Source organism: Aquibium sp. A9E412, assembly GCF_030398335.1.
Classification (GTDB): Bacteria; Pseudomonadota; Alphaproteobacteria; order Rhizobiales; family Rhizobiaceae; genus A9E412.
In genome coordinates this window covers 1-25102 of sequence record NZ_JAOAOP010000056.1, presented here as the reverse complement: position 1 = coordinate 25102, position 25102 = coordinate 1, and the positions used below count along the sequence as shown (strand labels likewise).

The window sequence follows — 25102 nt, the reverse complement described above, 5'->3', positions numbered from 1 at the left end:
CGGTGCCGTGCGCTCGAGAGCGTCGGGGCCGGTCGGCGGCGGCGCGACGATCTGCGGCGCGATCGGCCGCACGCGGCGCGGCGGCGCCTCGCCGCCCTCCTGCGCCGACGCCGCCGGGGCGGCGAGCAGGGCGAGCGCGAGGCCGGCGGCGGCGGAAGCCGGCCGGCGGACGGCGGAACGGCGGCGGGACTGACCGGGCAACGGGCTACTGGCTCGCCCACACGATGCGCGCCATCCACTCGATCTCGGCGCGTGCGAAGATCCGGTTGGGATGCTCCGCATTGAGCGACAGCAGCTCGATCTCGGCCGCCGTCTGGCGCAGCAGCACCTTGGCCATCACCTCGCCGCCGACGGTGCGCACCACGATGCGGTCGCCGCGGCGCACGCTGGCGCCCGGCTCGACGATCAGCACGTCGCCGTCGCGGTAGAGCGGCGTCATGGAATCGCCCTGCACGCGCAGCGCGTAGGCGCCCTCGCGCACCCGGCCGGGCAGCGCCACGTGCTCCCAGCCGTCGCCGGCGGGAAAGCCGGCATCGTCGAAGAAGCCGCCGCCGCCGGCCTGGGCAAAGCCGATCAGCGGCACCGTCTGCGGGCCGCCGCCGGCCGGCCGGGCGCCGGGCGTGGTGCCGCCGACAAGCGCCAGGAAGTCGTCGAGCGAGGCGCCTGTCGCCTGCATCACCTTGGCGAGCGATTCCGTCGACGGCCAGCGCGGCCGGCCATCGGCCGACAGCCGCTTGGAGCGGTTGAAGGCCGTGGAATCGAGCCCCGCCTTGCGGGCAAGGCCGGATGCGGAGAGCGAGTGGCGCGCGGCGAGCGCGTCGATGGCGGCCCAGACCTGCTCATGCGACAGCATGGACGGCCTCCAGGAGCGACAGGAAAATATACCTGCCGCTTTGTAGCCCCGCCCCGCCGCCATGTCCAGCGGGAGCGCGGGCGTTTCCAGGCACGGCGGAAACCGGCTCGCCGTCCGCAGCCGCGTCGGGACGCCACGTCAGAGCCGAGCTGCGTTTCGGCGAAAATCGGATCGGCTTCGGACGGCCCCGCTCAGGCGCCGAACGGCGCGCGGCCGCTGGCCAGCGCGTGATCGAGATACTCGACCCGGTCCTGGCCCCAGAACGCCTCGCCGGCGAGCACATAGGCCGGCACGCCGACCACGTCGGCGGCGATCGCCTCCTCGCCGTTGCGCGCGCGGATGGCGGCGACCGCCGCGCTGTCGGCCCGCTCGAGGATCGCCGAAGCGTCGGCGCCCTCGGCGGCGAGGAAGCGGGCGAGCGTGTCGCGGTCGGCGATGTCCTCCTCGTTGGCCCAGACGCCGGCGAGCACGCGCTCCATGAAGCTCAGCGGATCGCGGCCGGCCTCGGCGAGCGCGATGATGGTGTGGTCGGCGAGCGTCGGGTCGACCGGCCAGTGCTTCGGCTTCGGGTTGATCGGCACGCCGCGATAGTCGGCGATGCGCTGCAGCTCGACCAGCCGCTGGCGCTGGCGCACCGGCGGCCGCTCGGGCGGCGGCAGCGCCCCCGACACCGCCCACACGTCGGCCAGCCGGACCGGCTTGACGCGGATCTCGGCGCCGTGCATCTCGGCGACGGCGCGCAGCGGCTGGTGGCCGAGATAGGTGAACGGCGAGGCCGCGGTCATGTAGTAGTCGATGACGGTCGCCATGGCGGCTCCTTGCGGGCTGGCGGGTCGCCCCGCCGAGCGGGCAACGGCGCGTGGCCGGCCTTCGTTCCGTCGGCGGTGGCGGGCGCACCGCACGCCCTTCGCGTGCGGCATCGGGCCCGCATGGCAGCGTGCCCCGCCGCCGGCCGGGCGTCAATCGGCCGGCTCAGGCGTCGACCGGCTCGCGCGTCGCCTTGGCGAGACGGCGCAAGCCGTCATGCGAGGCCATGAAGGCCTCCTCCGCGGCATCCGGCGGACGCGGCGGCCGGTCGTGGCCGAGCGCCGCGACCACGGTGTCGATCGGCACGAAGGCGCGGGCGCGGAAGTCGTAGACGCCCGCGGTCGTCATCACGATCGCCGCCGTCTCGCCGCTTGCCAGCACGAAACGGTGCTTGCCGACGACCTGGGTGCCGCGCCAGGTCTCGATGGTCGAGATCACCTCGAAGCGCCGCCACAGCCGGATCTCGCGCACATAGACCGACTGCACGCCGCCCATCATCGGGCCCCAGCCGTTCCGGCGGCACACCGAGATGAGGCCGCTGCGCAGGAAGATGTCGAGCCGGCCGATGTCGGCCAGCATCATGTAGCGGGCGTTGTTGAGATGCAGGTTCGGGTCGATGTCGGTCGGCAAGCAGCGGAAGGCCAGCCGGCTCTCGTCGCCGGCGGCGTAGGGACCGCGGCGACGGTGTGTCGCCGCGATCCGCATCAGACGTCCCCAGACGTACATGGTGTGCGGGCTGCGCCTCAGGCCGCCTGGCGGGCGCCCGACTTGCCGTAAGGGTCGAAGCGCTCGTAGAAGCTCTCGCCCTTCTCGGCCATGTCCGTCAGCAGCGCCGGCGCGGCGAACTGGCTGCCGTACCTGCCCTCCAGCCGGCCGGCGAGCGCGAGGAACGCCTTGACGCCCATGCCGTCGATGTAGGACAGCGCGCCGCCGGTATAGGGGGCGAAGCCGAAGGCGAGGATCGAGCCGACGTCGGCCTCGCGCGGGTCGGTCACGATGCCCTCCTCCATCACGCGCGCGGCCTCGAGCGCGATCGTCGCCAGGAAGCGCTGCTTGAGCTCCTCGACGTCGATCGTGTCGGGGTCCTGCTGCGGATAGAGGTCGCGCAGGCCCGGCCACAGGTGCTTCTTGGCCGGCTTGGCCGGATAGTCGTAGAAGCCCTTGCCGTTCTTGCGGCCGTGCCGGCCGTGCTCGTCGACCATCGCGTTGACGAGCGCGAACTGCTCCTTGTCGACGGCATCCTCGCCGAGGTCGCGGATCGTCTGCTTCATGATCTTCTGGGCCAGGTCGATGGCCGTCTCGTCGGTCAGCGCCAGCGGCCCGACCGGCATGCCGGCCATGCGGGCGGCATTCTCGATCATCGGCGCCGGCACGCCCTCGATCAGCATCTGGAAGGCCTCCGACATGTAGCGCAGCACGCAGCGGTTGACGTAGAAGCCGCGCGTGTCGTTGACCACGATCGGCGTCTTCCTGATGGCCCGCACGTAGTCGATCGCCACCGCCAGCGCCTCGTCGCCGGTCTGCTCGCCGAGGATGATCTCGACCAGCATCATGCGGTCGACCGGCGAGAAGAAGTGGATGCCGATGAAACGGTCCGGCCGCGCCGAGTTCCCGGCGAGCGACGTGATCGGGATCGTCGAGGTGTTGGAGGCGAAGGTCGCGGTCTGCGGGATCGCCGCCTCGGCCTTCTCGGTGACGGTCTTCTTGATCTCGGAGTCCTCGAACACCGCCTCGATCACCAGGTCGCAGCCCTCGAGCTGGGCGTAGTCGTCGGTGGCGGTGATGCGCGACAGCAGCGCCTCCTTGTCCTCGGCGCTGGCGCGGCCCTTCTTGATGAGCCCGTCCATCAGCCCGGCCGAGTGGTCGCGGCCCTTCTCGGCCGACGGCACGTCGCGGTCGATCAGCACCACCGGGATGCCGGCCCTGGCGGTGACATAGGCGATGCCGGCGCCCATGAAGCCGGCGCCGAGCACGCCGATCTTCTTGAAATTCGTCGCCGGCACGCCGTCGGGCCGGCGGGCGCCCTTGTTGAGCTCCTGCAGCGAGACGAACAGCGAGCGCACCATCATCGCCGCCTCGGTCGAGCGCAGGATCTCGGTGAAGTAGCGCTGCTCGATCCTGAGCGCGGTGTCGAAGGGCACCAGCAGGCCCTCGTAGACGCATTTCAGGATGGCGGCGGCGGCCGGATAGTTGCCGTAGGTCTCGCGGCGCAGGATGGCGATTGCCGGCGGCCACAGATTGGCGCCGGCGGCCGAATAGACCGGCCCGCCGGGCAGCTTGAAGCCCTTCTCGTCCCACGGCTGCACCGGCTTGAGGCCGTCGCGGATCATCGCCCTGGCGGTCTCGACCAGCGCCTCGGGCGCGGCGACCGCGTGGATCAGCCCCATCTGCTTGGCCTTCTTGGGCGACAGGCTCTGGCCGGTGGTCAGCATCTGCAGGGCGCCCTGGGCGTCGGTCAGGCGCGGCACGCGCTGGGTGCCGCCGGCGCCGGGGAAGATGCCGACCTTGACCTCGGGCAGCGCCATCTTGACCTTGTCGCTGTCGGCGGCGACGCGGCCGTGGCAGGCGAGCGACAGCTCGAAGGCGCCGCCCATGCAGGTGCCGTTGATGGCCGAGACCCACGGCTTGCCGCAGGTCTCCAGCTTGCGCCACAGCCAGCTCATGCGCCCGGCGCCGTCGAACAGCATCGTGATCGCCTTGTCGGGGTCGCGCTGCTGCTCCTCGCGGAACAGCTTGAGCATGCGCTGCAGCATGGTCAGGTCGGCGCCGCCGGAAAAGGTCTCCTTGCCCGAGGTGATGACGGCGCCCTTGACCGCGTCGTCGCCGGCCACCTGGTCGATGATGCGGTCGAGCTCGTCCATCACCTCCTCGGTGAAGACGTTCATCGAGCGCTCCGGCATGTCCCAGGTGACGAGCGCGATGCCGTCGGCGTCGGTCTCGACGGTGAAGTTCTTGTAGCTCATGATGTCCTCCTCACGCCGCCGCGCCCGCGGCGAGCGCCGCCAGCACGGACTGGGTGGTTTCGATGGTGGCGAATTCGCCGTCGAGGTTCGACAGCGTCATGCGATGGATGTCCTCGGCCGGCTCGTGCCGGCCGCCATGGCCGGTGCGGTCGAAGGTGTAGCAGGCGTCTTCGGCGAGGCGCACGTCGAAGCCGAGATTGCCGGCCATGCGGGCGCTCGTCTCGACGCAGTGGTTGGTGGTGATGCCGGCGAACACGACCGTGGCGATGCCGCCGCCGCGCAGCAGCGCTTCCAGGTCGGTGCCGATGAAGGCCGAGTTCACCGACTTGACCAGAACCGGCTCGCCGGCCCGCTCGGCGGTCTGCGGGATCGGCGCGAAGCCGGGCCGCTCGGGCCGCAGCCGCGAGTCCCGCTCGGTCGAGGCGTGCCGCACGTGGATGACGGTCCGCCCGGCGTCGCGGAAGGCGGCGACGAGCCGCGCCATGTTGGACAGCGCGTGCGGGTTGTTGCGCCGCTCGCCGGCCTGCTCGCGCTCGAGGAACGCGGCCTGCACGTCGACCAGCACCAGCGCCGTCTTCGCCGGGTCGAGCGGCATCGCCCGTCAGACCCGCTCGATGATCGTCGCGGTGCCCATGCCGGCGCCGATGCACAGCGTGACCAGCGCGGTGTTGAGGTCGCGCCGCTCCAGCTCGTCGAGCACCGTGCCGAAGATCATCGCGCCGGTGGCGCCGAGCGGATGGCCCATGGCGATGGCGCCGCCGTTGACGTTGATGCGGTCATGCGGAATGTCGAAGGCCTGCATGTAGCGCAGCACGACCGAGGCGAAGGCCTCGTTGAGCTCGAACAGGTCGATGTCGTCGAGCGTCATGTTCGCCTTCTTCAGCAGCTTCTCGGTGACGTCGACCGGGCCGGTCAGCATGATCGCCGGCTCCGAGCCGATGTTGGTGAAGGCACGGATGCGGGCGCGCGGCTTCAGGCCCATCGCCTCGCCGCCGGCCTTCGAGCCGAGCAGCACGGCGGCCGCGCCGTCGACGATGCCGCTCGAATTGCCGGCATGGTGGACGTGGTTGACGCCCTCGATCTCGGGATAGCGCTGCACGGCGACGGCGTCGAAGCCGCCCATCTCGCCCGGCATCACGAAGGAGGGGTTGAGCTGGCCAAGCGACTGCATGTCGGTGCCCGGGCGCATGTGCTCGTCATGGTCGAGGATGGTCAGGCCGTTCTGGTCCTTGATGGCGATGACGGAATCCTTGAAGTAGCCCTTCTCCCAGGCCTCGGCGGCGCGCTTCTGGCTCTCCACCGCATAGGCGTCGACGTCGTCGCGCGAGAAGCCGTACTTGGTGGCGATCAGGTCGGCCGAAACGCCCTGCGGCATGAAGTAGGCGGGCAGGCCGACCGAGGGGTCCATGAACCAGGCGCCGCCCGACATGCCCATGCCGACGCGGCTCATCGATTCCACGCCGCCGGCGATCACCACCTCGTCGGAGCCGCCGGCGATCTTGGCGGCGGCGAAGTTGATGGCGTCGAGACCGGAGGCGCAGAAGCGCGAGATCTGCATGCCCGGCGCCTTGTTGTCGTAGCGCGCCTCGAAGGCGGCGGCGCGCGGGATCACCGAGCCGGCCTCGCCGACCGGGTCGACGCAGCCGAAGATGATGTCGTCGACGGTGGCGGTGTCGAGGCCGTTGCGCTCGCGCAGCGCCTCCAGCGTCCGGGCGCCGAGCCGCACGGCCGGCACCTCGTGCAGCGAGCCATCCTTCTTGCCGCGGCCGCGCGGCGTGCGCACGGCGTCGTAGACATAGGCCTCAGACATGGTCGTCTCCTTCGCGTTCGGCCGCGCCGCACGGGCGGGCCCGGTTTCGGTGTCTCGTTGCCCGCCGGGTCCCGCCCGGCCGGCCGTCGGGTTCAGCGCGCGGCGCAGCCGCCGGCCGGCGGTGCCCTGCCACCGGTCCGGTCCTCCCGGCACCATATATGTACGGCCGCTTCGAGCGGACAGACCGCGGCATCGCGCGAAGGCCGCTGCGCCCCGCATCATGGCCTAAAGGCTCCGTGCGATCAGCAGCTTCATGATCTCGTTGGTGCCGCCGTAGATCTTCTGCACCCGCGCGTCGCGATACATGCGCGCGATCGGATACTCGTTCATGAAGCCGTAGCCGCCGTGCAGCTGCAGGCACTCGTCGACCACCTTGCACTGCAGGTCGGTGAGCCAGTACTTGGCCATCGAGGCGGTCACGGTGTCGAGCCCGCCGGCCAGGTGCCGCGCCACGCAGTCGTTGTAGAAGACGCGGCCGATGGTCGCCTCGGTCTTCAGCTCGGCGAGGCGGAACTGGGTGTTCTGGAACTCCATCACCGCCTTGCCGAAGGCCTGGCGCTCGCGCACATAGTCGATGGTGACCGCCAGCGCCCGCTCGATCATCGAGATCGCCTGGGCGCCGATCAGGAGGCGCTCCTGCGGCAGTTGCTGCATGAGCTGGACGAAGCCCTGGCCCTCCTCGTGGCCGAGCAGGTTGGCCGTCGGCACGCGCACGTCGTTGAAGAACAGCTCCGAGGTGTCGTTCGCCTTGAGGCCGATCTTGTCGAGGTTGCGGCCGCGCTCGAAGCCCTCGACCTCGTCGGTCTCGACGACGATCAGGGCGGTGCCCCTGGCGCCGGCCGCCGGATCGGTCTTGGCCACCACGACGACCAGATTGGCGTGCTGGCCGTTGGTGATGAAGGTCTTGGAGCCGCTGATGCGGTAGTGGTTGCCGTCCTTCTCGGCGCGCGTCTTGACGCCCTGCAGGTCGGAGCCGGCGCCCGGCTCGGTCATCGCGATGGCGCCGATCAGCTCGCCGCTCGCCATGCGCGGCAGCCAGCGGCGCTTCTGTTCCTCCGAGCCGTAGTGCAGGATGTAGGGAGCGACGATGGCGTTGTGCAGCGCGATGCCGAAACCGTCGACGCCGACATGGCCGATCGCCTCGGCGATGACGCTCTCATGCGCATAGCTGCCGCCGGCGCCGCCGTATTCCTCCGGCATCGAGGCGCACAGCAGGCCGGCCGCGCCCGCCTTCTCCCAGCAGGCGCGGTCGACGATCTCGTCGGCCTCGAAGGTCTCGTAGCGCGGCGCCACTTCCTCCGACAGGAAGCGGCCGGCCATCTCGTAGAGCATGGCGACGTCCTCGCCGGCCCAGGCGGGCGCGGGAACGTCGAGCACGGCGGCAGGCGTGGTCATGTGCTCCCTCCACTCGGTTGCGGCGCGGCCGCGGCGGCAATGCCCCCTCCGGCCTGCCGGCCCGTCGGTCTCCCTTAGGCCGGATGACGGTTCAATCTTGAACCACAGACACTCAGAACGCCTCCGCCGGCAGCGCCATCATCGCGTCGGCGCCCGACGAGATGCGGGCGAGATGGGCGGCGGTCTCCGGCATCACCCGCTCCATGTAATAGCGCGCCGTCGCCAGCTTGCCCTCGTAGAAGGCGGCCTGGCCGTTGGCGCCGTCGGCGATCCGGGCCTGCGCGGTCTTCGCCGTCATGCCCCACATGTAGCCCAGCGCCACCAGGCCGAACAGGTGCATGTAGTCGGTCGAGGCCGCGCCCGCGTTGTCGGGCTTGGCGACAGCGTTCTGCATCAGCCACATGGTCGCCGCCTGCAGGTCGTTGAGCCCCTTCTTGAGCTGCTTGGTGAAGGGCGCCATCGCCGCGTCGGCGCGGTTGTCCTCGCAGAAGTCGCCGACCTCCTTGAAGAAGGCCTGCACGGCGCGGCCGCCGTTCTGCGCCAGCTTGCGGCCGACCAGGTCGAGCGCCTGGATGCCGTTGGCGCCCTCGTAGATCATGGCGATGCGGGCGTCGCGCACGAACTGGCTCATGCCGTGCTCTTCGATGTAGCCGTGCCCGCCGAAGACCTGCTGCGCCATCACCGCGTGCTCGAAGCCCTTGTCGGTGAGCACGCCCTTGATGACCGGCGTCATTAGCGCCAGGTGGTCGTCGGCCGCCTGGCGCTCGGCGGCGTCGCCGGAGCGGTGCGCCACGTCGGACTTGAGCGCCGTCCACAGGATCAGCGCCCGGCCGGCCTCGTTGAAGGCGCGCATGGTCATCAGCTTGCGGCGGATGTCGGGGTGGACGATGATCGGATCGGCCTTCTTGTCGGGCTCGGCCGGCCCGGTCAGCGCGCGGCCCTGCAGCCGCTCGCGGGCATAGGCGACCGCATTCTGATAGGCCACCTCGCCCATCGACTGGCCCTGCATGCCGACGCCGAGGCGCGCCTCGTTCATCATCGTGAACATCGCCTTGAGGCCGCCATGCGCCTCGCCGAGCAGCTCGCCCTGCGCCTCGTCGTAGTTCATCACGCAGGTGGCGTTGCCGTGGATGCCCATCTTCTCCTCGATGGAGCCGCAGCTCACGCCGTTCGGCTCGCCCGGCTCGCCGTCGGGGCCGAGCCGGAACTTCGGCACGATGAACAGCGAGATGCCCTTGACGCCGGCCGGCGCGCCCTCGATGCGGGCGAGCACCAGGTGGACGATGTTGCCGGCCATGTCGTGCTCGCCGGCCGAGATGAAGATCTTCTGGCCGGAGATGCGGTAGCGGCCCTCGCCGTCGGGCACCGCCTTGGTGCGCAGCAGGCCGAGATCGGTGCCGCAATGCGGCTCCGTCAGGTTCATCGTGCCGGTCCAGGTGCCGTCGACCATCTTCGGCAGCCAGGTCTCCTTCTGCGCGTCGCTGCCATGGGCGAGGATCGCCGCGACGGCGCCCTGGGTGAGGCCGGGATACATCATCAGCGCCATGTTGGCCGACGACAGGTACTCGCCGACCGCCGAATGGATCGTGTAGGGCAGGCCCTGGCCGCCATACTCGGCCGGCGCGGCGAGGCCCATCCAGCCGCCCTCGCAATACTGGCGGTAGGCGTCCTTGAAACCGGTCGGCGTGGTCACCGAGCCGTCCTCGTGGCGCCGGCAGCCCTCCGCGTCGCCGACCCGGTTGAGCGGCTGCATGACGTTCTCGGCGAGCTTGGCCGCCTCGTCGAGGATGGCTTCCAGCACGTCGGGCGAGGCGTCGGCGAAGCCCGGCAGGTTGTTGTAGCGCTCGTAGCCGAGCAACTCGTTGAGCACGAACAGCGTGTCCCGAACGGGAGCCTTGTAGGTGGGCATGGGGATCCTCCGAAACGCGATCGCGCACGCTTCGCCGGCGGCGGACAGGGCGGCGCATCCATCGTTGCGCCCCGTCTAGCAAATTTTGACGTTTGCGTAAACGTCAATCATCCGGGACGGACAAAAAATCGCACCCCGCGCGGCGGTGCCGGAGGGGTGCGCGGCACCGGCCGCGGCGGCGGCCGCCCGGTCGGGGAATGTCGGGATGGGGCAGGATCGCCTGCGCCGGGCGCGGGCGCACGCGCCGGACCCGGCCTGCCCTTCACGAAGAAGGCAGACCGGCTCCGGCACATGGTCGTCGCAGGTTTCCGCCGGGCGGACCGCTCTCCGGGCCGCCCGGAACCGCGCTAGACCCTGGCGCGCAGGTCGCGAATCATCTCGCCGAGCTCGGCGATCGCCGCGTCGATCGCGTCGCGCTGGCGCTGCAGCCGCTTCATCTGCCGCTCGGAGCGCTCCAGCACGACCCGGTGCTGGCGCGCATTGTCGCCGCCCGGCTCGTAGAGGTCGATCATCTGCTTGACGTCGCGCAGCGAGAAGCCGACGCGGCGCCCGAGCAGCACCAGCTTCAGCCGCGCCTTGTCGCGCTGGGTGTAGAGCCTGGCGCTGCCCTCGCGCTTGGGCATCAGGAGGCCCTTGTCCTCGTAGAAGCGAAGCGCGCGCAGCGTGACGCCGAACTGCTTCGCCATGTCGCCGATCCGTGTGTAGCCATCGCCGGATACGGCATCACCCGCGGCTTCCGCCGCGGTGTCCCTGACCGCTGTTGAAATCATCGTCTCTTGCTTTTCTTCCGTCCGGGAGCGGGCCTGCATCGAGGATGGCCGGCCTGGCCGCTGCCGGGACCGGCGTCCGATCCACTCGGGCGTGTTAAGCGGGCCGCCTTCGGCCGACCCGCGCTTTGCGGCGGCATATAGGCCTGTGCCGGGACCGCCGCAAGGGCGAATGCGCGGGCCGTCGGCTGCGCCCGATCACATCCGGTTTGCATCGCGGTAAGGATGGTTAACGGCTTGTTTACCACGTTCGGGGAATTGTGCGCAGGTCGGTGACCCGTGGCTATCCTGTCCTTCGTTGCTCACGGTGGTTGGTTTTCCGAGCGCTTCGCCCGCCGCAGGTCCCGCAGGGCCGTCGCGACGGCGGCGACCGCCGGATCACCCCCCGACCCGGCAATGAAACGAACGTCGCCCCCGGCGGCGAAGCGGCAAACGGGCTTCGCAATGACAAACAAGCGGTCGTATCTCGACAGTGTGAACATCGGCAGACAGCGCCGGCCGAGCACGGTGCTCGACCAGATCAGCCGCACCCTGGAGGATCTCGAGGCCCGCCTCGACCGCGCCCGCGAAAGCCGCGCCGGCGAACCGCACGGCAGCGAGCGGCGCGCGGCACCGGCCGACCGCGCCTCGTTCGAGAAACTGGCCCGCGAGATCGACCAGACCCGCCGGCGCGAGGACGACTTCGCCGCCGTCGAGAGCATCGCCGGCGAGCTGAAGGCGCTGCGCGAGGACGTGCGGCACATGATGGCCGCCGGTCTGCGGCCCGAATTCGAGACGCTGCGCAAGGACATGGCGCGGCTCGCCGATTCGATGCCGTCCGACGCCAGCAACGCCCATCTGGTGCAGGAGTTCGACCGCCTGTCGCACGCCATCGCGCAGCTCGCGGAGCGCGGCGACGACCGCGCCGTGCAGATGCTCCGGCTCGAGCTCGAGCAGGTCAAGAGCGCGCTCGGCAAGCTGGCGAGCGAGGAGACGGTGCGCTCGGTCAGCGCGCGGTGGGAGGCCTTCGACGAACGCTGGGGCGACCTCGAGCACCGCGTCGCCGCCGAAGTGCGGCGCGAGACCGACCCGGCGATCGAGGCGCTGCATGCGCGCCTCGAGCAGATCGACGAGGCGGTGCGCAGCCTGCCGGACTCGCTGTCGCTGCGCGAGTTCGACGACAAGCTGCGCATGCTGGCCGCCACCGTGGAGCAGGTCATCGCGCATCGCCAGAGCCTGGCGCCCGAGACGATCGAGCAGATCGACACCCGCCTCGACGAGATCTCGCGCGCCATCGCGGCTTCCGCCAGCGCGGCCCAGGCGGCGCGCTTCGATCCCGAGCCGTTCGAGCGCATCGAGGCGCGCATCGCCTCGCTCGCCCGCCAGGTCGAGGAGCTGGTCGAGGACCGGCCGGCCGTCGAGCTGATGGAGCGGCTGAAGACGCTGTCGCAGCGCATCGACCAGGTGGCGAGCCAGGCCGAGCTGCCGCAGCACGCCGTCGAGCGGCTCGCCGAGCAGATCGCCGCGGTCGCCGAGCGCCTCGACGCGGCCGAGACCGGCGCGCGCACCGAAGCCATGCTCGGCGCCTTCGAGGCGCGGTTCGCGCGCGTCCTGGAAGCGCTGGAGCGGCGCCAGGACGACGCGGTCGAGCAGAGCCGCAGCCTTTTTGGCGAGCTGGAGCGGCGCCTCGACGATCTCGCCGCGCAGCTGCGCGACCGGCCGGAGCCGGCCGAGGAGGGCGCGCTGATGATGGCGATCGACGAGCGCTTCGCCGCGCTCGCGCAACGCTTCGACGCGCGCACGAGCGGGGCCGGCGACGCCGAGGCGGTGCGGGCGCTCGAGGCCAGGCTGGAGGACATCGCGCGCCGGCTGCAGATGTCGGCCGAGCAGGCCGCCGGCCTCGACCGCGACATCGTCGGCAATCTCCAGTCGCAGATCGCCACGCTTTCGGAGCATCTCAGCCGGCCGGGTCCGGCGCTGCCGGAGTTCGACGATCTGGGACCGCGGCTCGACCATATCGAGCGCTCGATCACGCAAAGCCGCGAGAGCGTCGTGGAGGCGGCGCGGCGCGCCGCCGAGGAGGCGATCCGCTCGATGGGCGAAGCGCCGGCCGACCCGGCCGCGCACGGCGCCCTGTCGCAGGAGCTCAAGGCGCTCGAGGCGCTGACGCGGCGCTCGGACGAGCGCAACGCGCGCACCTTCGAGGCGATCCACGACACGCTGCTCAAGGTGGTCGACCGGCTCGGCTCGCTGGAAGGCGGCGGGCCGGCGCCGGCGGCCGCACAGCCGGCGCCGCGCGAGGAGGCGCCGGAGGGCGGCAAGATCGCCGTCGAAACGCCGCCGCCGATGCTGCCGCAGATCGAGGACGACCTGTTCGAGCCGCATGCAGGCGCGCCGGCCGCCACGCTCGACGCGCCCGCCGGCGAGGCGCCGGCGGAGGAGCCGCAGAGCCGCGAAGCGACGCCGGGCCGCAGCCCGGCCGAAGCGGCCGCCGCCGCGGCGCAGGCGGCGATGGACACCGAAGAGCCCGGCGAGGGCAGGCGCTCGATGCTCGGCGGGCTGACCCGGGCGCTGGCCGCGCGGCGCGGCCGCGCCGCGGAGCCGCCCCGGCGGACGGAGCCGGCGCTCGAGGAGCGCGCGGCGGCCGCACCGGCCGAGCAGGCCGCGCCGAACGCGCCGATCGAGCCGGGCACCGGCGGGCCGGACCTCAACGCCATCATGCGCCGCGTGCGCGAGCAGCGCGGCCAGCCGAGCCAGGCGAGCGGCAGCGAGGCCGCCAAGTCCGACTTCATCGCCGCCGCCCGGCGTGCCGCCCAGGCCGCCGCGGCGGAGGCCGAGATCACCAAGAAGAAGCAGTCCGATCCGCGCGGCTCGACCAGCCGCTTCGCCCTCGGCCAGCTCCTCGGCCGCAACAAGAAGCCGGTGCTGATCGCCGGCGTCGCGCTGCTCGTCGGCCTGGCCGGCCTGCAGGCGGGCAAGGCGCTGATGGGCGGCGAGGAGGTGGTGGCGCAGAATGCCGTCGCCCCCGTCGAGACGCCTGCCGTGGCGGCGGTCGCCGATCCGCAGTCCGCCGAACCGCCGGCAGCCGACGCCGCGGCACGCGCCGCCGCCGCACCGGACGGCGACGCGCCGGCGCGCAACTTCGTGGCGCGCATCGTCGACAATGGCGATGCCCGGCCGCTCGACACGGCGGCCGCTCCGGCCGGCGCCGAGCAGGCCGGCCCGACGCGCGCTGCGGCGGCGGCCGACACGACCGCGGCGGACGACGACGGCGACGGCGAGCCGGCTGGCGAAGCCATGGCGGACGACGCACCGGCGGCGGCGGCCCGGCCGGCCGGCACGGCGGCCGAGCCGGCGGAAGCCGAGACGGCACCCGCCTTCGCCGCGATCCCCGCGGAGGCGGGGCCGGTGGCGCTGCGCGAGGCGGCCGCTTCGGGCGATGCGCGGGCGATGTTCGAGATCGGCAGCCGCTACGGCGAGGGCCGCGGCGTCGAGGCCGATCTGGCGCAGGCGGCCGAGTGGTACGCGCGCGCCGCCGAGCTCGGCCTGGCGCCGGCGCAGTACCGCATCGGCAATTTCTACGAGAAGGGGATGGGCGTCGAGCGCGACATCGGCCGCGCCAAGATGTGGTACCAGCTCGCCGCCGAGCAGGGCAACGCCAGCGCCATGCACAATCTCGGCGTGCTCCACGCGATGGGCGCCGACGGCGTGGCCGACAACGAGTCCGCCGCACGCTGGTTCCTGCGCGCCGCCGAGCTCGGCGTCAAGGACAGCCAGTTCAACCTCGGCATCCTGACCGCCAAGGGCGTCGGCATGCAGCAGGACCTGGAAGAGGCCTACAAGTGGTTCGCGCTGGTCGCCGAGACCGGCGACGGCGACGCCGCGGCCAAGCGCGACGAGATCGCCGGCACGCTGGAGCCGGAGCGGCTGGAGCGGGCGCGCGCCAAGGCCGAGCTGTGGAAGCCGCGCGAGCTCGACCGCGCGACCAACATGGTCGACGTGCCGGAGGAATGGACCGAGAGCGAGACGACCACCGCGGCGATCGAGCCGGCCGGCGTCGACATGCGCAAGGCGGTCGGCAACATCCAGCTCATCCTCAACAACAACGGCTACGACGCCGGCCCCGTCGACGGCGTGATGGGCGACAAGACGCGCGCCGCCATCAAGGCCTTCCAGTCCGACAACGGCATGCCGGCCGACGGCGAGGTGGACGAGACGCTGGTGCGGGCGCTGCTGGAGCGCAAGTAGCCGACCGCGCAGGCAAAGCCGCCGCCGGCAGCGCACCGCGCGCCGCCGGCGGCGCTTTTTTTAACCCTCCGCGGCCGGGCGGTTTGACTTCGCCCGGCGGGCGGCGCAAGAACGGATAGGAAAGGGGCGCGTTTCGGGCGGGAACCGCTCATCGGGCGGCTGAGCTTGTCGAGTCTTACGGGTGGGCATCTATCTTCCCATCGCCGAACTGTCGGTTAACCTGATCGTCATCCTGGCGATGGGCGGCGCGGTGGGCTTCCTGTCCGGCATGTTCGGCGTCGGCGGCGGCTTCCTCATCACGCCGCTGCTGATCTTCTACAACATCCCGCCGGCGATCGCGGTGGCGACCGGCGCCAACCAGGTGATCGCCTCGTCGTTCTCCGGCGCGCTCGCCCACTTCAAGCGTGGCTCGCTCGACTTCAAGCTCGGCACGGTGCTGCTGGCCGGCGGCGTCGTCGGCTCCTCGGTCGGCGTCTACGTGTTCGCCTATCTGCGTCGCCTCGGCCAGCTCGACCTGATCGTGTCGCTGCTTTACGTCGCCTTTCTCGGCACCGTCGGCGGGCTGATGCTGGTGGAAAGCCTGCGCGCCATCCGCCGCGCGCGCGGCGGCCAGGTGGCGACGCTGCGCCGGCCCGGCCAGCACAACTGGATCCACAAGCTGCCGCTCAAGATGCGCTTCCGCGCGTCCAAGCTGTTCGTCAGCGTGATCCCGGTCATCGCGCTCGGCGCGGTCATCGGCTTCCTCGCCTCGATCATGGGCGTGGGCGGCGGCTTCATCATGGTGCCGGCGCTGATCTACCTGCTCAAGGTGCCGACCAACGTGGTGATCGGCACCTCGCTGTTCCAGATCATCTTCGTCGCCGCCTTCACCACCATCGTGCACTCGACCGCCAACCAGACGGTCGACGTGGTGCTCGCCTTCCTGCTCATGGTCGGCGGCGTCGCCGGTGCGCAATACGGCGCGAAGGTGGGCCAGAAGCTGCGCGGCGAGCAGCTCCGCGCCCTGCTCGCCATCCTCGTCCTGGCGGTGGCGCTGCGGCTCGCCTTCGACCTGTTCGTCGCGCCGGCCAGCCTCTACTCGCTGTCGCCGCTGAGGGGCGCGTGATGGGGGCGCTGCGGTCGGTCCTGCCGCTGTTCCTCGCCGTGCTGGTGGTGACCGGCACGCCGGCCGGGCTCGCCCAGGAGCCGGCGCCGCAGGACGCGCAGCCACCGGCGGCCGAGGAGCCGGCCGCCCGGCCGGACGGCGAGGCGCCGGCCGACGCGCCGGTCGAGCCGCCCGCCGAGACGCGCGCGGCGCGCGCGCCGGAGAGCATCGAGATCGGCCTGTCGACCGACAAGGTGTCGATCACCTCGGACTTCGCCGGCGCCAACCTGACGATCTTCGGCGCGCTCGACAACGCCGACCCGCTGATCGCCCGGCAGGGCCGCTACGACGTCGTGGTGGTGCTCGAGGGTCCGCCGCGGCCGACCGTGGTGCGCAAGAAGACGCGCGTCTTCGGCATGTGGATCAACACCGATTCCGTGGTCTTCGTCGGCGTGCCGGCCTCCTACGCGATGGCGATGACGCGCATGCCGCAGGACATCACCGACGAGGAGAGCTACCGCCGGCTGTCGCTCGGCGCCGACTACATCCACCTGCAGCCGCTCGAGGGCGAGACCGATGCCGCGGTGGTGGCGCGCTACCGCGAGGCGCTGGTGGAGCGCAAGCGCGCCGCCGGCCTCTACACCCTGCGGGTGGGCGGCGTGCAGTTCCTGTCGCAGAGCCTGTTCCGCGCCACGCTGTCGCTCGCGCCCAACGTGCCGGTGGGCACGCACAAGGCGCGCGCCTTCCTGTTCCGCAACGGCGTGTTCGTGCGCGAGACCTCGGCGCCGCTCGCCATCCAGAAATCGGGCATCGAGCAGCGCATCTTCGACGCCGCCCACCAGCAGAGCCTCGCCTACGGCCTCGTCGCGGTGCTGATCGCCATGGTGACGGGCTGGCTCGGCCGGCTGATCTTCAAGCGGGACTGAGGCGGTGACGCCCGACGCCGAGGCGACCGTGGCGGACCGCGAGGCGGCCCTCGCCCGGCTCGCCCGGCGGCTCGGCCTTGCCGGCGTCATCCCCTTCGCGGCGCTGGCGCTGTGGCTCTACGGCATCGCCGACACGCATCCCTGGCGCGACGGCACCATCGTCCTGCTGCGCGGCTATGCCGTCATCATCCTGTCGTTCCTCGGCGGCGTGCGCTGGGGCCTGGCGATCGCCGGCGGCGGCCGGCAGCGCCGCGACCTGGCGCTCGGCGTCGTGCCGGCGCTCGCCGGCTGGGCGACCTTCGCGCTGCCGGCCGCGCCCGCCTTCGCCGTGCTGGCGGTGTGCTTCGCCGGCCACGGCGCATGGGACAGCTTCGCCGTCGCCGAGGGCGCGGCGCCGGAGTGGTACGGCCGGCTCCGGCTGTGGCTGACGGTGCTGGTGGTCGCCGCGCTGCTCCTGGCGGCGCTGGCGGCGGCCTGACCCGCGTCAGGCGGGCGCCAGCAGCGAGCCGGCGATCGGGTAGACGCGGTCGGCGCCCAGCATGTAGGCGGTCAGGCTGTCGCGGCTGAACAGGCCGGCATAGGCGCGGTCGAGCACGTTGAGCGTGCCGGTCAGCGCACCGAAGGCGGGCATGATGAGGCGTTGGCCGTCGCAGGCGAAGCAGGCGCGGCGCACCGAACGGCCGCGGCGCACGATGCGGGCGCCCGGATGCAGGTGGCCGGCGATCTCGCCGGCCGCCGCGCCGCGCTGCGGCTCGTGGCGGAACAGCAGAGACCCGATGGCGAGCTCGGCCGCCGTGCGGCCCGGCAGGTCGGCCGGCGCCTCGGGATCGTGGTTGCCCGCGATCCAGTACCAGTCGCGCCCGGCCATCAGCGCCAGCAGGCGTTCGCGGTAGACGGCGGGCATGCGCGCCGCGCCGCCGCCGTCGTGGAAGCTGTCGCCGAGGCTGACGACGATGGCCGGGTCGTGCGCGGCGATCACCGCGGCCAGCCGGTCGAGCGTGGCGGCCGTGTCGTAGGGCGGCAGGAAGCTGCGCCGGCGGGCGAAGGAGGAGCCCTTCTCCAGATGCAGGTCGGAGACGGCGAGCAGGCCGATCTCGGGAAAGACCAGCGCACCGCGGTGGTCGCACAGCGCCCGCTCGCCGGCGATCGTGATCCGCCGTGCCGCAATCCGCTCCGCGCTCATTGCGCCCCTTCCCGGCCCATCGCTTCCTCGATCAGGCTGTCGGCGGCCTCGCCCAACAGCGCCTCGCCGGCATCGCCCGGCACCGGCTCGCGGCCGATCTCGAGCATGATCGGCACGGCGAGCGGGGAGATGCGGTCGAGATGCTTATGCACGATTCGTCCGCGGATGCGCGACAGCATTTCGCCGAGCCGGCGCACGTCGAGCAGGCCGGTCGCGGCGTCGGCGCGCGTCGCCTGCAGCAGGATGTGGTCGGGCTCGTGGGTGCGCAGCACGTCGTAGATCAGGTCGGCCGACACGGTCACCTGGCGGCCGGTCTTCTCCTGGCCGGGATGGCGCTTCTCGATCAGCCCGGAGATCAGCGCGCAGGCGCGGAAGGTGCGCTTCAGAAGCCAGCTGTCGGCCAGCCAGGCCTCCAGGTCGTCGCCCAGCATGTCCTCGTCGAACAGCCGGTCGAGCCCGAGCGCGCCCGTGCGCGCCATGCGGCCGATGTCGCGCAGCCCCCACACGGCGATGGCGTAGTCGCTCGCCACGAAGCCGAGCGGCCGCGCGCCGGCGCGCTCGAGCCGGCGCGTCAGCAGCATGCCGAGCGTCTGGTGGGCGAGCCGCCCCTCGAAGGGATAGGCGACCATGTAGTGGCGGTCGCCGCGCGGGAAGGTCTCGACCAGCAGGTCGCCGCGCGCCGGCACGACCGACTTCTGCGCCTGGATGGCCAGCCATTCGGCGACCTGGTCGGGCAGCGCCGTCCAGCGCGCCGGATCGGCCAGCATGCCGCGCACCTGGTCGGCGAGATAGGTCGACAGCGGGAACTTGCCGCCGGCATAGGCCGGCACCAGCGCGTCGGAGCCGGCGGCGTTGGAGACGAAGGCCTCGTTCTCGCGGATGCCTTCCAGGCGCAGCACCTTGCCGGCGAACAGGAAGGTGTCGCCCGGCGCCAGCGCCTCGAGGAAGGATTCCTCCACCTTGCCGAGGACCGGCCCGCCCCGCCCGGCGACGCCGCGTCCGGCGCGCACGTAGCGCACGTTGAGCATCGGCGCCTCGACGATGGTGCCGACGTTGAGGCGGTACTGCTGGGCGACGCGCGGATGGGCGATGCGCCAGCGGCCGTCGCGCGCGCGGCGGATGCGGGCGTAGCGCTCGTAGGTCTTCAGCGCATAGCCGCCGGTCGCCACGAAGTCGACGACGCGGTCGAAGGTGGCGCGCTCGAGCCCCGCATAGGGGGCGGCCGAGCGCACCTCCTCGTAGAGCGCGTCGGCCGCGAAGGGGGCGGCGCAGGCGCTGCCGAGCACGTGCTGGGCGAGCACGTCGAGCGCGCCGTCGACGAGCGGCGGGGTGTCCTGCGCGCCGAGATAGTTGGCCTCCAGCGCGGCGCGGCACTCCATCACCTCGAAGCGGTTGGCCGGCACCAGGATGGCGCGGCTCGGCTCGTCCATGCGGTGGTTGGAGCGGCCGATGCGCTGGGCGAGCCGGCTCGCCCCCTTGGGCGCGCCGACATGCACGACCAGGTCGACGTCGCCCCAGTCGATGCCGAGGTCGAGCGTCGAGGTCGCGACCACCGCGCGCAGGCTGTTGGTCTCCATCGCCTTTTCGACGCGACGGCGCTGCGCCACGTCGAGCGAGCCGTGATGCAGCGCGATCGGCAGATTGTCGTCGTTGACGCGCCACAGCGCGCCGAACAGGAGCTCGGCCTGGCTGCGCGTGTTGACGAACAGGAGCGTGGTGCGGTGGGCGCGGATCGCTTCATAGACGGCGGGAACGGCGTAGCGCGCCGAATGGCCCGACCACGGCACGCGGTCCTCGGTCTCCAGGATGGTGATGTGCGGCCTGGCGCCGCCCGCCACGGTGACGATGTCGGCCATCGCGCCGGGCGGGTTCTGGCCGACCAGCCAGCGACGCAGCGCGTCCGGCTCGGCCACCGTGGCCGACAGGCCGAGCGCCCGCAGCTCCGGCCTGAGCCGGCGCAGCCGGGCCAGGCCGAGCGCCAGCAGGTGGCCGCGCTTGGAGGTGACCAGCGAATGCAGCTCGTCGAGCACGACGAACTTCAGGTCGGCGAAGAAGCGCCCGGCGTCGGGCGCGGCGATCAGCAGCGCGAGTTGCTCGGGCGTCGTCAGCAGGATGTCGGGCGGCGCGTGCTTCTGGCGCTGGCGCTTGTGGGTCGGCGTGTCGCCGGTGCGCGTCTCGATGGCGACCGGCAGCGCCATGTCGGCAACCGGGCGGGCGAGATTGCGCTCGATGTCGACGGCGAGCGCCTTGAGCGGCGAGATGTAGAGCGTGTGCACGCCGCGTGCCGGCATGCCGGGCCGCCGCTTCGGTCGCGTCGCGAGATCGACCAGTGACGGCAGGAAGCCGGCCAGCGTCTTGCCGGCGCCGGTCGGTGCGATGAGCAGCGCCGAGGCGCCGGCCGAAACGCGCGCCAGGAGCTCGATCTGGTGCGGCCGCGGCCGCCAGCCGCGCGCGGCGAACCAGCCGGCGAAGGGCTCGGGCAGGCCGGTGCCGGCGGCGGGTTCTGCGGGAGGCGACTGCCGGTTCATCCGGCAAGGCTTATCGCGTTTGCAGGCGACGTGGAAACCGGTTCGCCGTCCGCAATCGCGTCAAGACAACAGCTTGGAGCCGGTCTGCGAGGCCGTGAAAGGCAGATCGGCGCTCGAACATGCGGCCGGCGGGCGTGAAGCGGCCGCCGCGCCGTCACGCCCCGCCGCGCCGGTCTTGCCGTCTTCCGCCCGCCGCAAAGCGGCTCACTGGAGCGGCCGCAGCGCCGGACGGCACGGCGCATGCGCATGCCCGCCCGGCGCGGCGGCGGCCGGCGCCAGCCGCTCGGCGACGACGATCAGCCCGAGAAGCGTCTCGCCGCGGTCGCGGCGGATCGGCGCCGTCTCCAGCGACAGCACCGCGAAGCCGGCGCCGCCGAGCAGGCCGCGCAGATGGCCGGCCGAATGCGCGTAGCGCCGCGACGGGCGCAGGAACACCGGCTCCGGCCCGTCGTGCTTCTCGACGGAGAAGGCGAACAGCCCGCCCGGCACCAGCATCGCGGCCACCGCCGCGACCAGGCGGTCGAGGGCGCCGACATACATGAAGACGTCGGCCGCGGTGACGAGGTCGGCCGCGGCGCGATCGGCCGCCAGCATCTGCAGGTCGGCGCGCGTCAGCCGGTCGTAGAGGCGCTTGGCCTCGGCGCGCCTCAGCATGGCGGCCGAGATGTCGATGCCTTCGAGGAAGCTCGCCGTCGCGCGCAGCCGCTCGCCGAGCAGGCCGGTGCCGCAGCCCAGATCGACGGCGTGCGCATGGGCGGTGCGGCCGGTGGCGCGGATCGCCCGCTCGATGAGCTCGGGCACGCGGTAGCCGAGGCGGCCGACCAGCGCGTCGTCGAAGCCCGCCGCGTACTGGTCGAACAGCGTCTCAACGAAGGCCGAGGGCGGCGCGTCGACCGGCGGCATCAGGCCGGCCTCGGCCAGACGCAGGCTGGCGCCGAGCCGGTCGGCCGGATCGAGGCGCAGCACCGCGCTCCACGCCTCCGCCGCCTCGGCGATGCGACCGGCGAGCAGCATCGTCTCGCCGAGCCGGTACCAGCCGGCCGCCCAGCCGGGTGCCAGCGCGACGGCCTCGCGCAGGAGATCGGCGGCCGCGGCGACGTCGCCGGCCTCGCACAGCATCTCGGCATAGGCGGCGCGCCGGTCAGCGACCAGATCGCCGGAGGAAAGGGACAGGGGTGTCATCGGACGACGTGAAGGGACGCCCGCGAGCCGGGCGGGCGGCTTATGCGCCGAAGCGGCGGCCGATGCAAGCGTCTTTCATGCCGCCGCCGAAGACCTATCTTTGCCTCATGCAGCCGCACGATCTCCTGTGCCCCCGCCCCGAAGGCCTCTACTCGCCGGCCGGCGACTTCTTCGTCGATCCGGTGCGGCCGGTGGCGCGCGCGCTCGTCACGCACGGCCATGCCGACCACGCGCGCGCCGGCCACGGCGCTGTGCTGGCGACGCGCCAGACGCTCGACATCATGGCGCTGCGCTACGGCGAAGGCTTCGCCGGCACGGTGCAGGCCGCCGGCTACGGCGAGCGCATCGACCTCGGCGGCGTGCGGGTCTCCTTCCACCCGGCCGGCCACGTGCTCGGCTCGGCGCAGATCGCAGTCGAGGCGAACGGCCTGCGCATCGTCGCCTCGGGCGACTACAAGCGCGCCGCCGACCCGACCTGCGCCGCCTTCGAGCCGGTCGCCTGCGACGTCTTCATCACCGAGGCGACCTTCGCGCTGCCGGTCTTCGTGCACCCGCCGGCGGCCGACGAGACGGCGCGGCTGATCGCCTCGCTGGCGCAGTTTCCCGAGCGCACGCACATCGTCGGCGCCTATGCGCTGGGCAAGGCGCAGCGCGTCATCCGGCTGATGCGCGAGGCCGGCCACGACGCGCCGATCCGCATCCACGGCGCGCTGGAGAAGCTGTGCGCCTATTACGAGACGCAGGGCGTGACGCTCGGCCCGCTCGTGCCGGCAACGCTCGACGGCAAGGCCAGGGCGACGGCCGAGGACGGCGTCGTGGTCGGGCCGCCGGCCGCCTTCGCCGACCGCTGGTCGCGGCGCTTCGCCGATCCGCTCACCGTCTTCGCCTCGGGCTGGATGCGCGTGCGCCAGCGCGCCAGGCAGCGCGGCGTCGAGCTGCCGCTGATCGTCTCCGACCATGCCGACTGGCCAGAGCTCACCGCGACCATCCGCGAGACCGGCGCGGCCGAGGTGTGGGTGACGCACGGCCGCGAGGAGGCGCTGGTGCGCTGGTGCGAGCTCAACGGTATCCGCGCCCGGCCGCTGCATCTGGTCGGCTACGAGGACGAGGCGGAATGAGGCGGTTTTCCGAGCTGCTCGACCGGCTGGTGCTGACGCCCTCGCGCAACGGCAAGCTGAAGCTGATGGCCGACTACTTCGCCACGGCGCCCGATCCCGACCGCGGCCTGGCGCTCGCCGCGCTGACCGGCGGGCTCGACTTCCCCGCCGTCAAGCCGGCGATGCTGCGCGCGCTCGCCACCGAGCGCCTGGACCCGGTGCTGTTCGCCTATTCCTACGACTATGTCGGCGACCTGGCGGAGACCGTCTCCCTGGTCTGGCCGGCACCGCCGGGCGCGCAGGCCGGCCCGCCGCCGGCGCTGTCGGAGGTGGTCGAGCGCATGCGACGCGCCTCGCGCGCCGACGCGCCGGCGACGGTCGCCGGCTTGCTCGACCGGCTCGACGCCTCGGCCCGCTTCGCGCTCATCAAGCTCGCCACTGGCGGCTTGCGCATCGGCGTTTCGGCGCGGCTCGCCAAGCAGGCGCTGGCCCATTTCGGCGCCGTCGCGGTGACCGAGATCGAGGAGCTGTGGCACGGGCTGGAGCCGCCCTACGACGCGCTGTTCGCCTGGCTGGAAGGCCGCGCGGCCAAGCCCGAAAGCGCGGCGCCGGCGCTCTTCCGGCCCGTCATGCTGGCCAATCCGGTCGCCGAGGGCGACCTCGAGAAGCTGTCGCCGGCCGACTACCGGGCCGAGTGGAAATGGGACGGCATCCGCGTGCAGGCGGTGTGCGAGGACGGCGTGGCGCGGCTCTACTCGCGCACCGGCGACGACATCTCCGCCGCCTTTCCCGACGTCGCCGGGGCGATGGACTTCGACGCGGTGATCGACGGCGAGCTGCTGGTCGGCGGGCCGGACAGCGGCACCGGCACCTTCTCCGAGCTGCAGCAGCGGCTCAACCGCAAGACGGTGTCGCGCAAGCTCGTCGAGCGGCATCCGGCCTTCGTGCGCTGCTACGACCTGCTGCGCGAGGGCGCCAGCGACACGCGGGCGCTACCCTTCGCCGAGCGGCGGGCGCGGCTCGCCGCCCTGGTTGGCACGCTCGATCCGCGGCGTTTCGACCTGTCGCCGCTGATCGCCTTCGACGACTGGGCGGCGCTCGAGGCGCTGCGCCGCCAGCCGCCGCATCCGGTGATCGAGGGCATCATGCTCAAGCGCGCCGACTCCGCCTATGTGCCCGGCCGGCCGAAGGGGCCGTGGTTCAAGTGGAAACGCGACCCCTTCACCGTCGACGCGGTGCTGATGTACGCCCAGCGCGGCCACGGCCGGCGCTCCAGCTTCTACTCCGACTACACCTTCGGCGTGTGGACCGGACCGCAGACCGCGCCCGAGCTGGTGCCGGTCGGCAAGGCCTATTTCGGCTTCACCGACGAGGAGCTGCGGCGGATCGACAAATATGTCCGCGACAACACGGTGGAGCGCTACGGCCCGGTGCGGGCGGTGCGCGCCGGACCCGGGCACGGCCTGGTGCTGGAGGTGGCGTTCGAGGGGCTGGCCCGCTCGACGCGCCACAAGTCTGGCGTGGCGATGCGGTTTCCGCGCATCGCGCGGCTGCGCTGGGACAAGCCGGCCATCGAGGCCGACCGGCTGGACACGCTGACGGCGATGATCGAGGCGCGCGAGCGCCAGGCGCGGACCGCCGAGACGGACGCCTGACCGGCCGCCCGCTCAGCGCGCGGCGGCCGCGCGGATCGCGTAGACGTCGATCGCCGCGCCGCGGTCAGCGATGTCGGGCGCGATCGCCAGCGTGCCGGCCGCCTGCGGCCGGGCGTCGGGCAGCGCCACCTCGAAGACGTAGGTGTCGCGCTGCGGCCCGACGGTGTAGCGCAGCCGGCGGCACGGCGCGAAGCCGCCGAGGTCGCAGGTGATGGCGATCTCGGCCTCGCCGTCGCCGGCGCTCGCCGCCTCGACGGAGAACACCGCGCGCCCGCCGGCCAGCCGCTCGAGGATGCCGATGCCGATGTCGAAGCGCACCGCCTGGTCGGGACCGTCGGCGGCCAGCCGCATGAAGGCGCCGCCCTCGCCCTCCAGAAGCTGCGCGTCGGCGCCGCCGGGCGCACCCACGGTGGTCGGGTCGTCGGGCGAGAAGACCGTCATCACCTCGCCTTCGAGCGCCGGCCCGCCGGCCGGCGGACCGGCGGCCGGCGGCGCGCCGTCGGGGTCGAAATCCTCGTCCTCCAGCACCTGCGGCGGATTGGGCACGCCGGTGTCGCGCCGCTCGGCCGGAATCAGGATGCCGCTCTGCACCGTCCACCAGACCGCGACGCCGACGGCGCTGAGGAGCGTGACGACGAGAAACAGCCAGGCGAAGACGCGGCGCGTGCGGCGCGGCGCGGCGGCCGGCATGGCGCGGCGCGGCGCGACGGCGATCT

At 72.4% G+C, this 25102-nt stretch carries 18 protein-coding genes and 2 pseudogenes; 6 read left to right on the top strand and 14 right to left on the bottom strand.

The window, feature by feature from the left end; all coding sequences use genetic code 11:
- The 10 genes and pseudogenes from N1F89_RS16345 to N1F89_RS16300 all read right to left on the bottom strand — a co-directional run.
- A pseudogene (locus tag N1F89_RS16345) lies at positions 1-201 on the bottom strand (hypothetical protein); the annotation flags it as partial.
- A 4-nt stretch (positions 202-205) separates the two neighbouring features.
- A complete protein-coding gene (locus N1F89_RS16340) occupies positions 206-853 on the bottom strand; it encodes a helix-turn-helix transcriptional regulator (protein WP_290085334.1) in 648 nt (215 codons plus the stop codon).
- Between the two features lie 191 nt (positions 854-1044).
- Positions 1045-1662: a 2-hydroxychromene-2-carboxylate isomerase gene (locus N1F89_RS16335; protein WP_290085333.1), complete on the bottom strand. Its 618-nt coding sequence runs from the start codon at positions 1660-1662 to the stop codon at positions 1045-1047.
- 163 nt (positions 1663-1825) lie between these two features.
- Positions 1826-2386, bottom strand: a complete 561-nt coding sequence (locus N1F89_RS16330; protein WP_290085332.1) for a thioesterase family protein — start codon at positions 2384-2386, stop codon at positions 1826-1828.
- Positions 2387-2403: 17 nt separating this feature from the next.
- On the bottom strand, positions 2404-4623 hold the full coding sequence (locus tag N1F89_RS16325; RefSeq protein ID WP_290085331.1) for a 3-hydroxyacyl-CoA dehydrogenase NAD-binding domain-containing protein: 2220 nt from the start codon (positions 4621-4623) through the stop codon (positions 2404-2406).
- Positions 4624-4633: 10 nt separating this feature from the next.
- Complete coding sequence (locus N1F89_RS16320) at positions 4634-5218, bottom strand: cysteine hydrolase family protein (protein WP_290085330.1); 585 nt, start codon at positions 5216-5218, stop codon at positions 4634-4636.
- Positions 5219-5224: 6 nt separating this feature from the next.
- Positions 5225-6433 carry an acetyl-CoA C-acetyltransferase gene (locus tag N1F89_RS16315; protein WP_290085329.1) on the bottom strand — a complete coding sequence of 403 codons (1209 nt, stop codon included), beginning with the start codon at positions 6431-6433 and terminating at the stop codon, positions 5225-5227.
- Positions 6434-6658: 225 nt separating this feature from the next.
- Entirely contained in the window at positions 6659-7828 is a 1170-nt protein-coding gene (locus N1F89_RS16310; RefSeq protein WP_290085327.1) for an acyl-CoA dehydrogenase family protein, read from the bottom strand.
- Between the two features lie 112 nt (positions 7829-7940).
- Positions 7941-9737 (bottom strand): acyl-CoA dehydrogenase, encoded by a 1797-nt coding sequence (locus N1F89_RS16305; RefSeq protein ID WP_290085326.1) that lies wholly within the window; start codon positions 9735-9737, stop codon positions 7941-7943.
- 347 nt (positions 9738-10084) lie between these two features.
- Positions 10085-10507 carry a MerR family DNA-binding transcriptional regulator gene (locus N1F89_RS16300; RefSeq protein WP_290085324.1) on the bottom strand — a complete coding sequence of 141 codons (423 nt, stop codon included), beginning with the start codon at positions 10505-10507 and terminating at the stop codon, positions 10085-10087.
- A gap of 471 nt (positions 10508-10978) precedes the next feature.
- Between N1F89_RS16300 and N1F89_RS16295 the strand changes: the two genes are divergently transcribed.
- The 4 genes from N1F89_RS16295 to N1F89_RS16280 all read left to right on the top strand — a co-directional run bounded on the left by N1F89_RS16295 (position 10979) and on the right by N1F89_RS16280 (position 17219).
- Positions 10979-14731 (top strand): peptidoglycan-binding protein, encoded by a 3753-nt coding sequence (locus N1F89_RS16295; RefSeq protein WP_354670333.1) that lies wholly within the window; start codon positions 10979-10981, stop codon positions 14729-14731.
- A 181-nt stretch (positions 14732-14912) separates the two neighbouring features.
- Positions 14913-15836 (top strand): sulfite exporter TauE/SafE family protein, encoded by a 924-nt coding sequence (locus N1F89_RS16290; protein WP_290085322.1) that lies wholly within the window; start codon positions 14913-14915, stop codon positions 15834-15836.
- Entirely contained in the window at positions 15836-16741 is a 906-nt protein-coding gene (locus tag N1F89_RS16285) for a TIGR02186 family protein (protein ID WP_290085320.1), read from the top strand. The genes N1F89_RS16290 and N1F89_RS16285 overlap by 1 nt, the downstream gene beginning before the upstream one ends.
- Before the next feature lie 4 nt (positions 16742-16745).
- Positions 16746-17219 (top strand): DUF3429 domain-containing protein, encoded by a 474-nt coding sequence (locus N1F89_RS16280; protein ID WP_290085319.1) that lies wholly within the window; start codon positions 16746-16748, stop codon positions 17217-17219.
- Positions 17220-17225: 6 nt separating this feature from the next.
- On the opposite strand, the gene pdeM is transcribed toward N1F89_RS16280, so the two are convergent.
- From pdeM to N1F89_RS16265, 3 genes are all read right to left on the bottom strand, one after another.
- Positions 17226-17924, bottom strand: a complete 699-nt coding sequence (pdeM, locus tag N1F89_RS16275; RefSeq protein WP_290085318.1) for a ligase-associated DNA damage response endonuclease PdeM — start codon at positions 17922-17924, stop codon at positions 17226-17228.
- Complete coding sequence (locus N1F89_RS16270; RefSeq protein WP_290085317.1) at positions 17921-20452, bottom strand: ligase-associated DNA damage response DEXH box helicase; 2532 nt, start codon at positions 20450-20452, stop codon at positions 17921-17923. Before N1F89_RS16270 ends, pdeM begins: the two co-directional genes overlap by 4 nt.
- 204 nt (positions 20453-20656) lie before the next feature.
- Positions 20657-21634: a methyltransferase domain-containing protein gene (locus N1F89_RS16265; RefSeq protein ID WP_290085316.1), complete on the bottom strand. Its 978-nt coding sequence runs from the start codon at positions 21632-21634 to the stop codon at positions 20657-20659.
- 107 nt (positions 21635-21741) lie between these two features.
- Between N1F89_RS16265 and N1F89_RS16260 the strand changes: the two genes are divergently transcribed.
- Complete coding sequence (locus N1F89_RS16260; RefSeq protein ID WP_290085335.1) at positions 21742-22752, top strand: ligase-associated DNA damage response exonuclease; 1011 nt, start codon at positions 21742-21744, stop codon at positions 22750-22752.
- Positions 22749-24386, top strand: coding sequence for a cisplatin damage response ATP-dependent DNA ligase (locus tag N1F89_RS16255; RefSeq protein WP_290085313.1), 1638 nt, complete (start codon positions 22749-22751; stop codon positions 24384-24386). Before N1F89_RS16260 ends, N1F89_RS16255 begins: the two co-directional genes overlap by 4 nt.
- 12 nt (positions 24387-24398) lie before the next feature.
- Here the strand turns inward: N1F89_RS16255 and N1F89_RS16250 are convergent.
- A pseudogene (locus N1F89_RS16250) lies at positions 24399-25102 on the bottom strand (hypothetical protein); the annotation flags it as partial.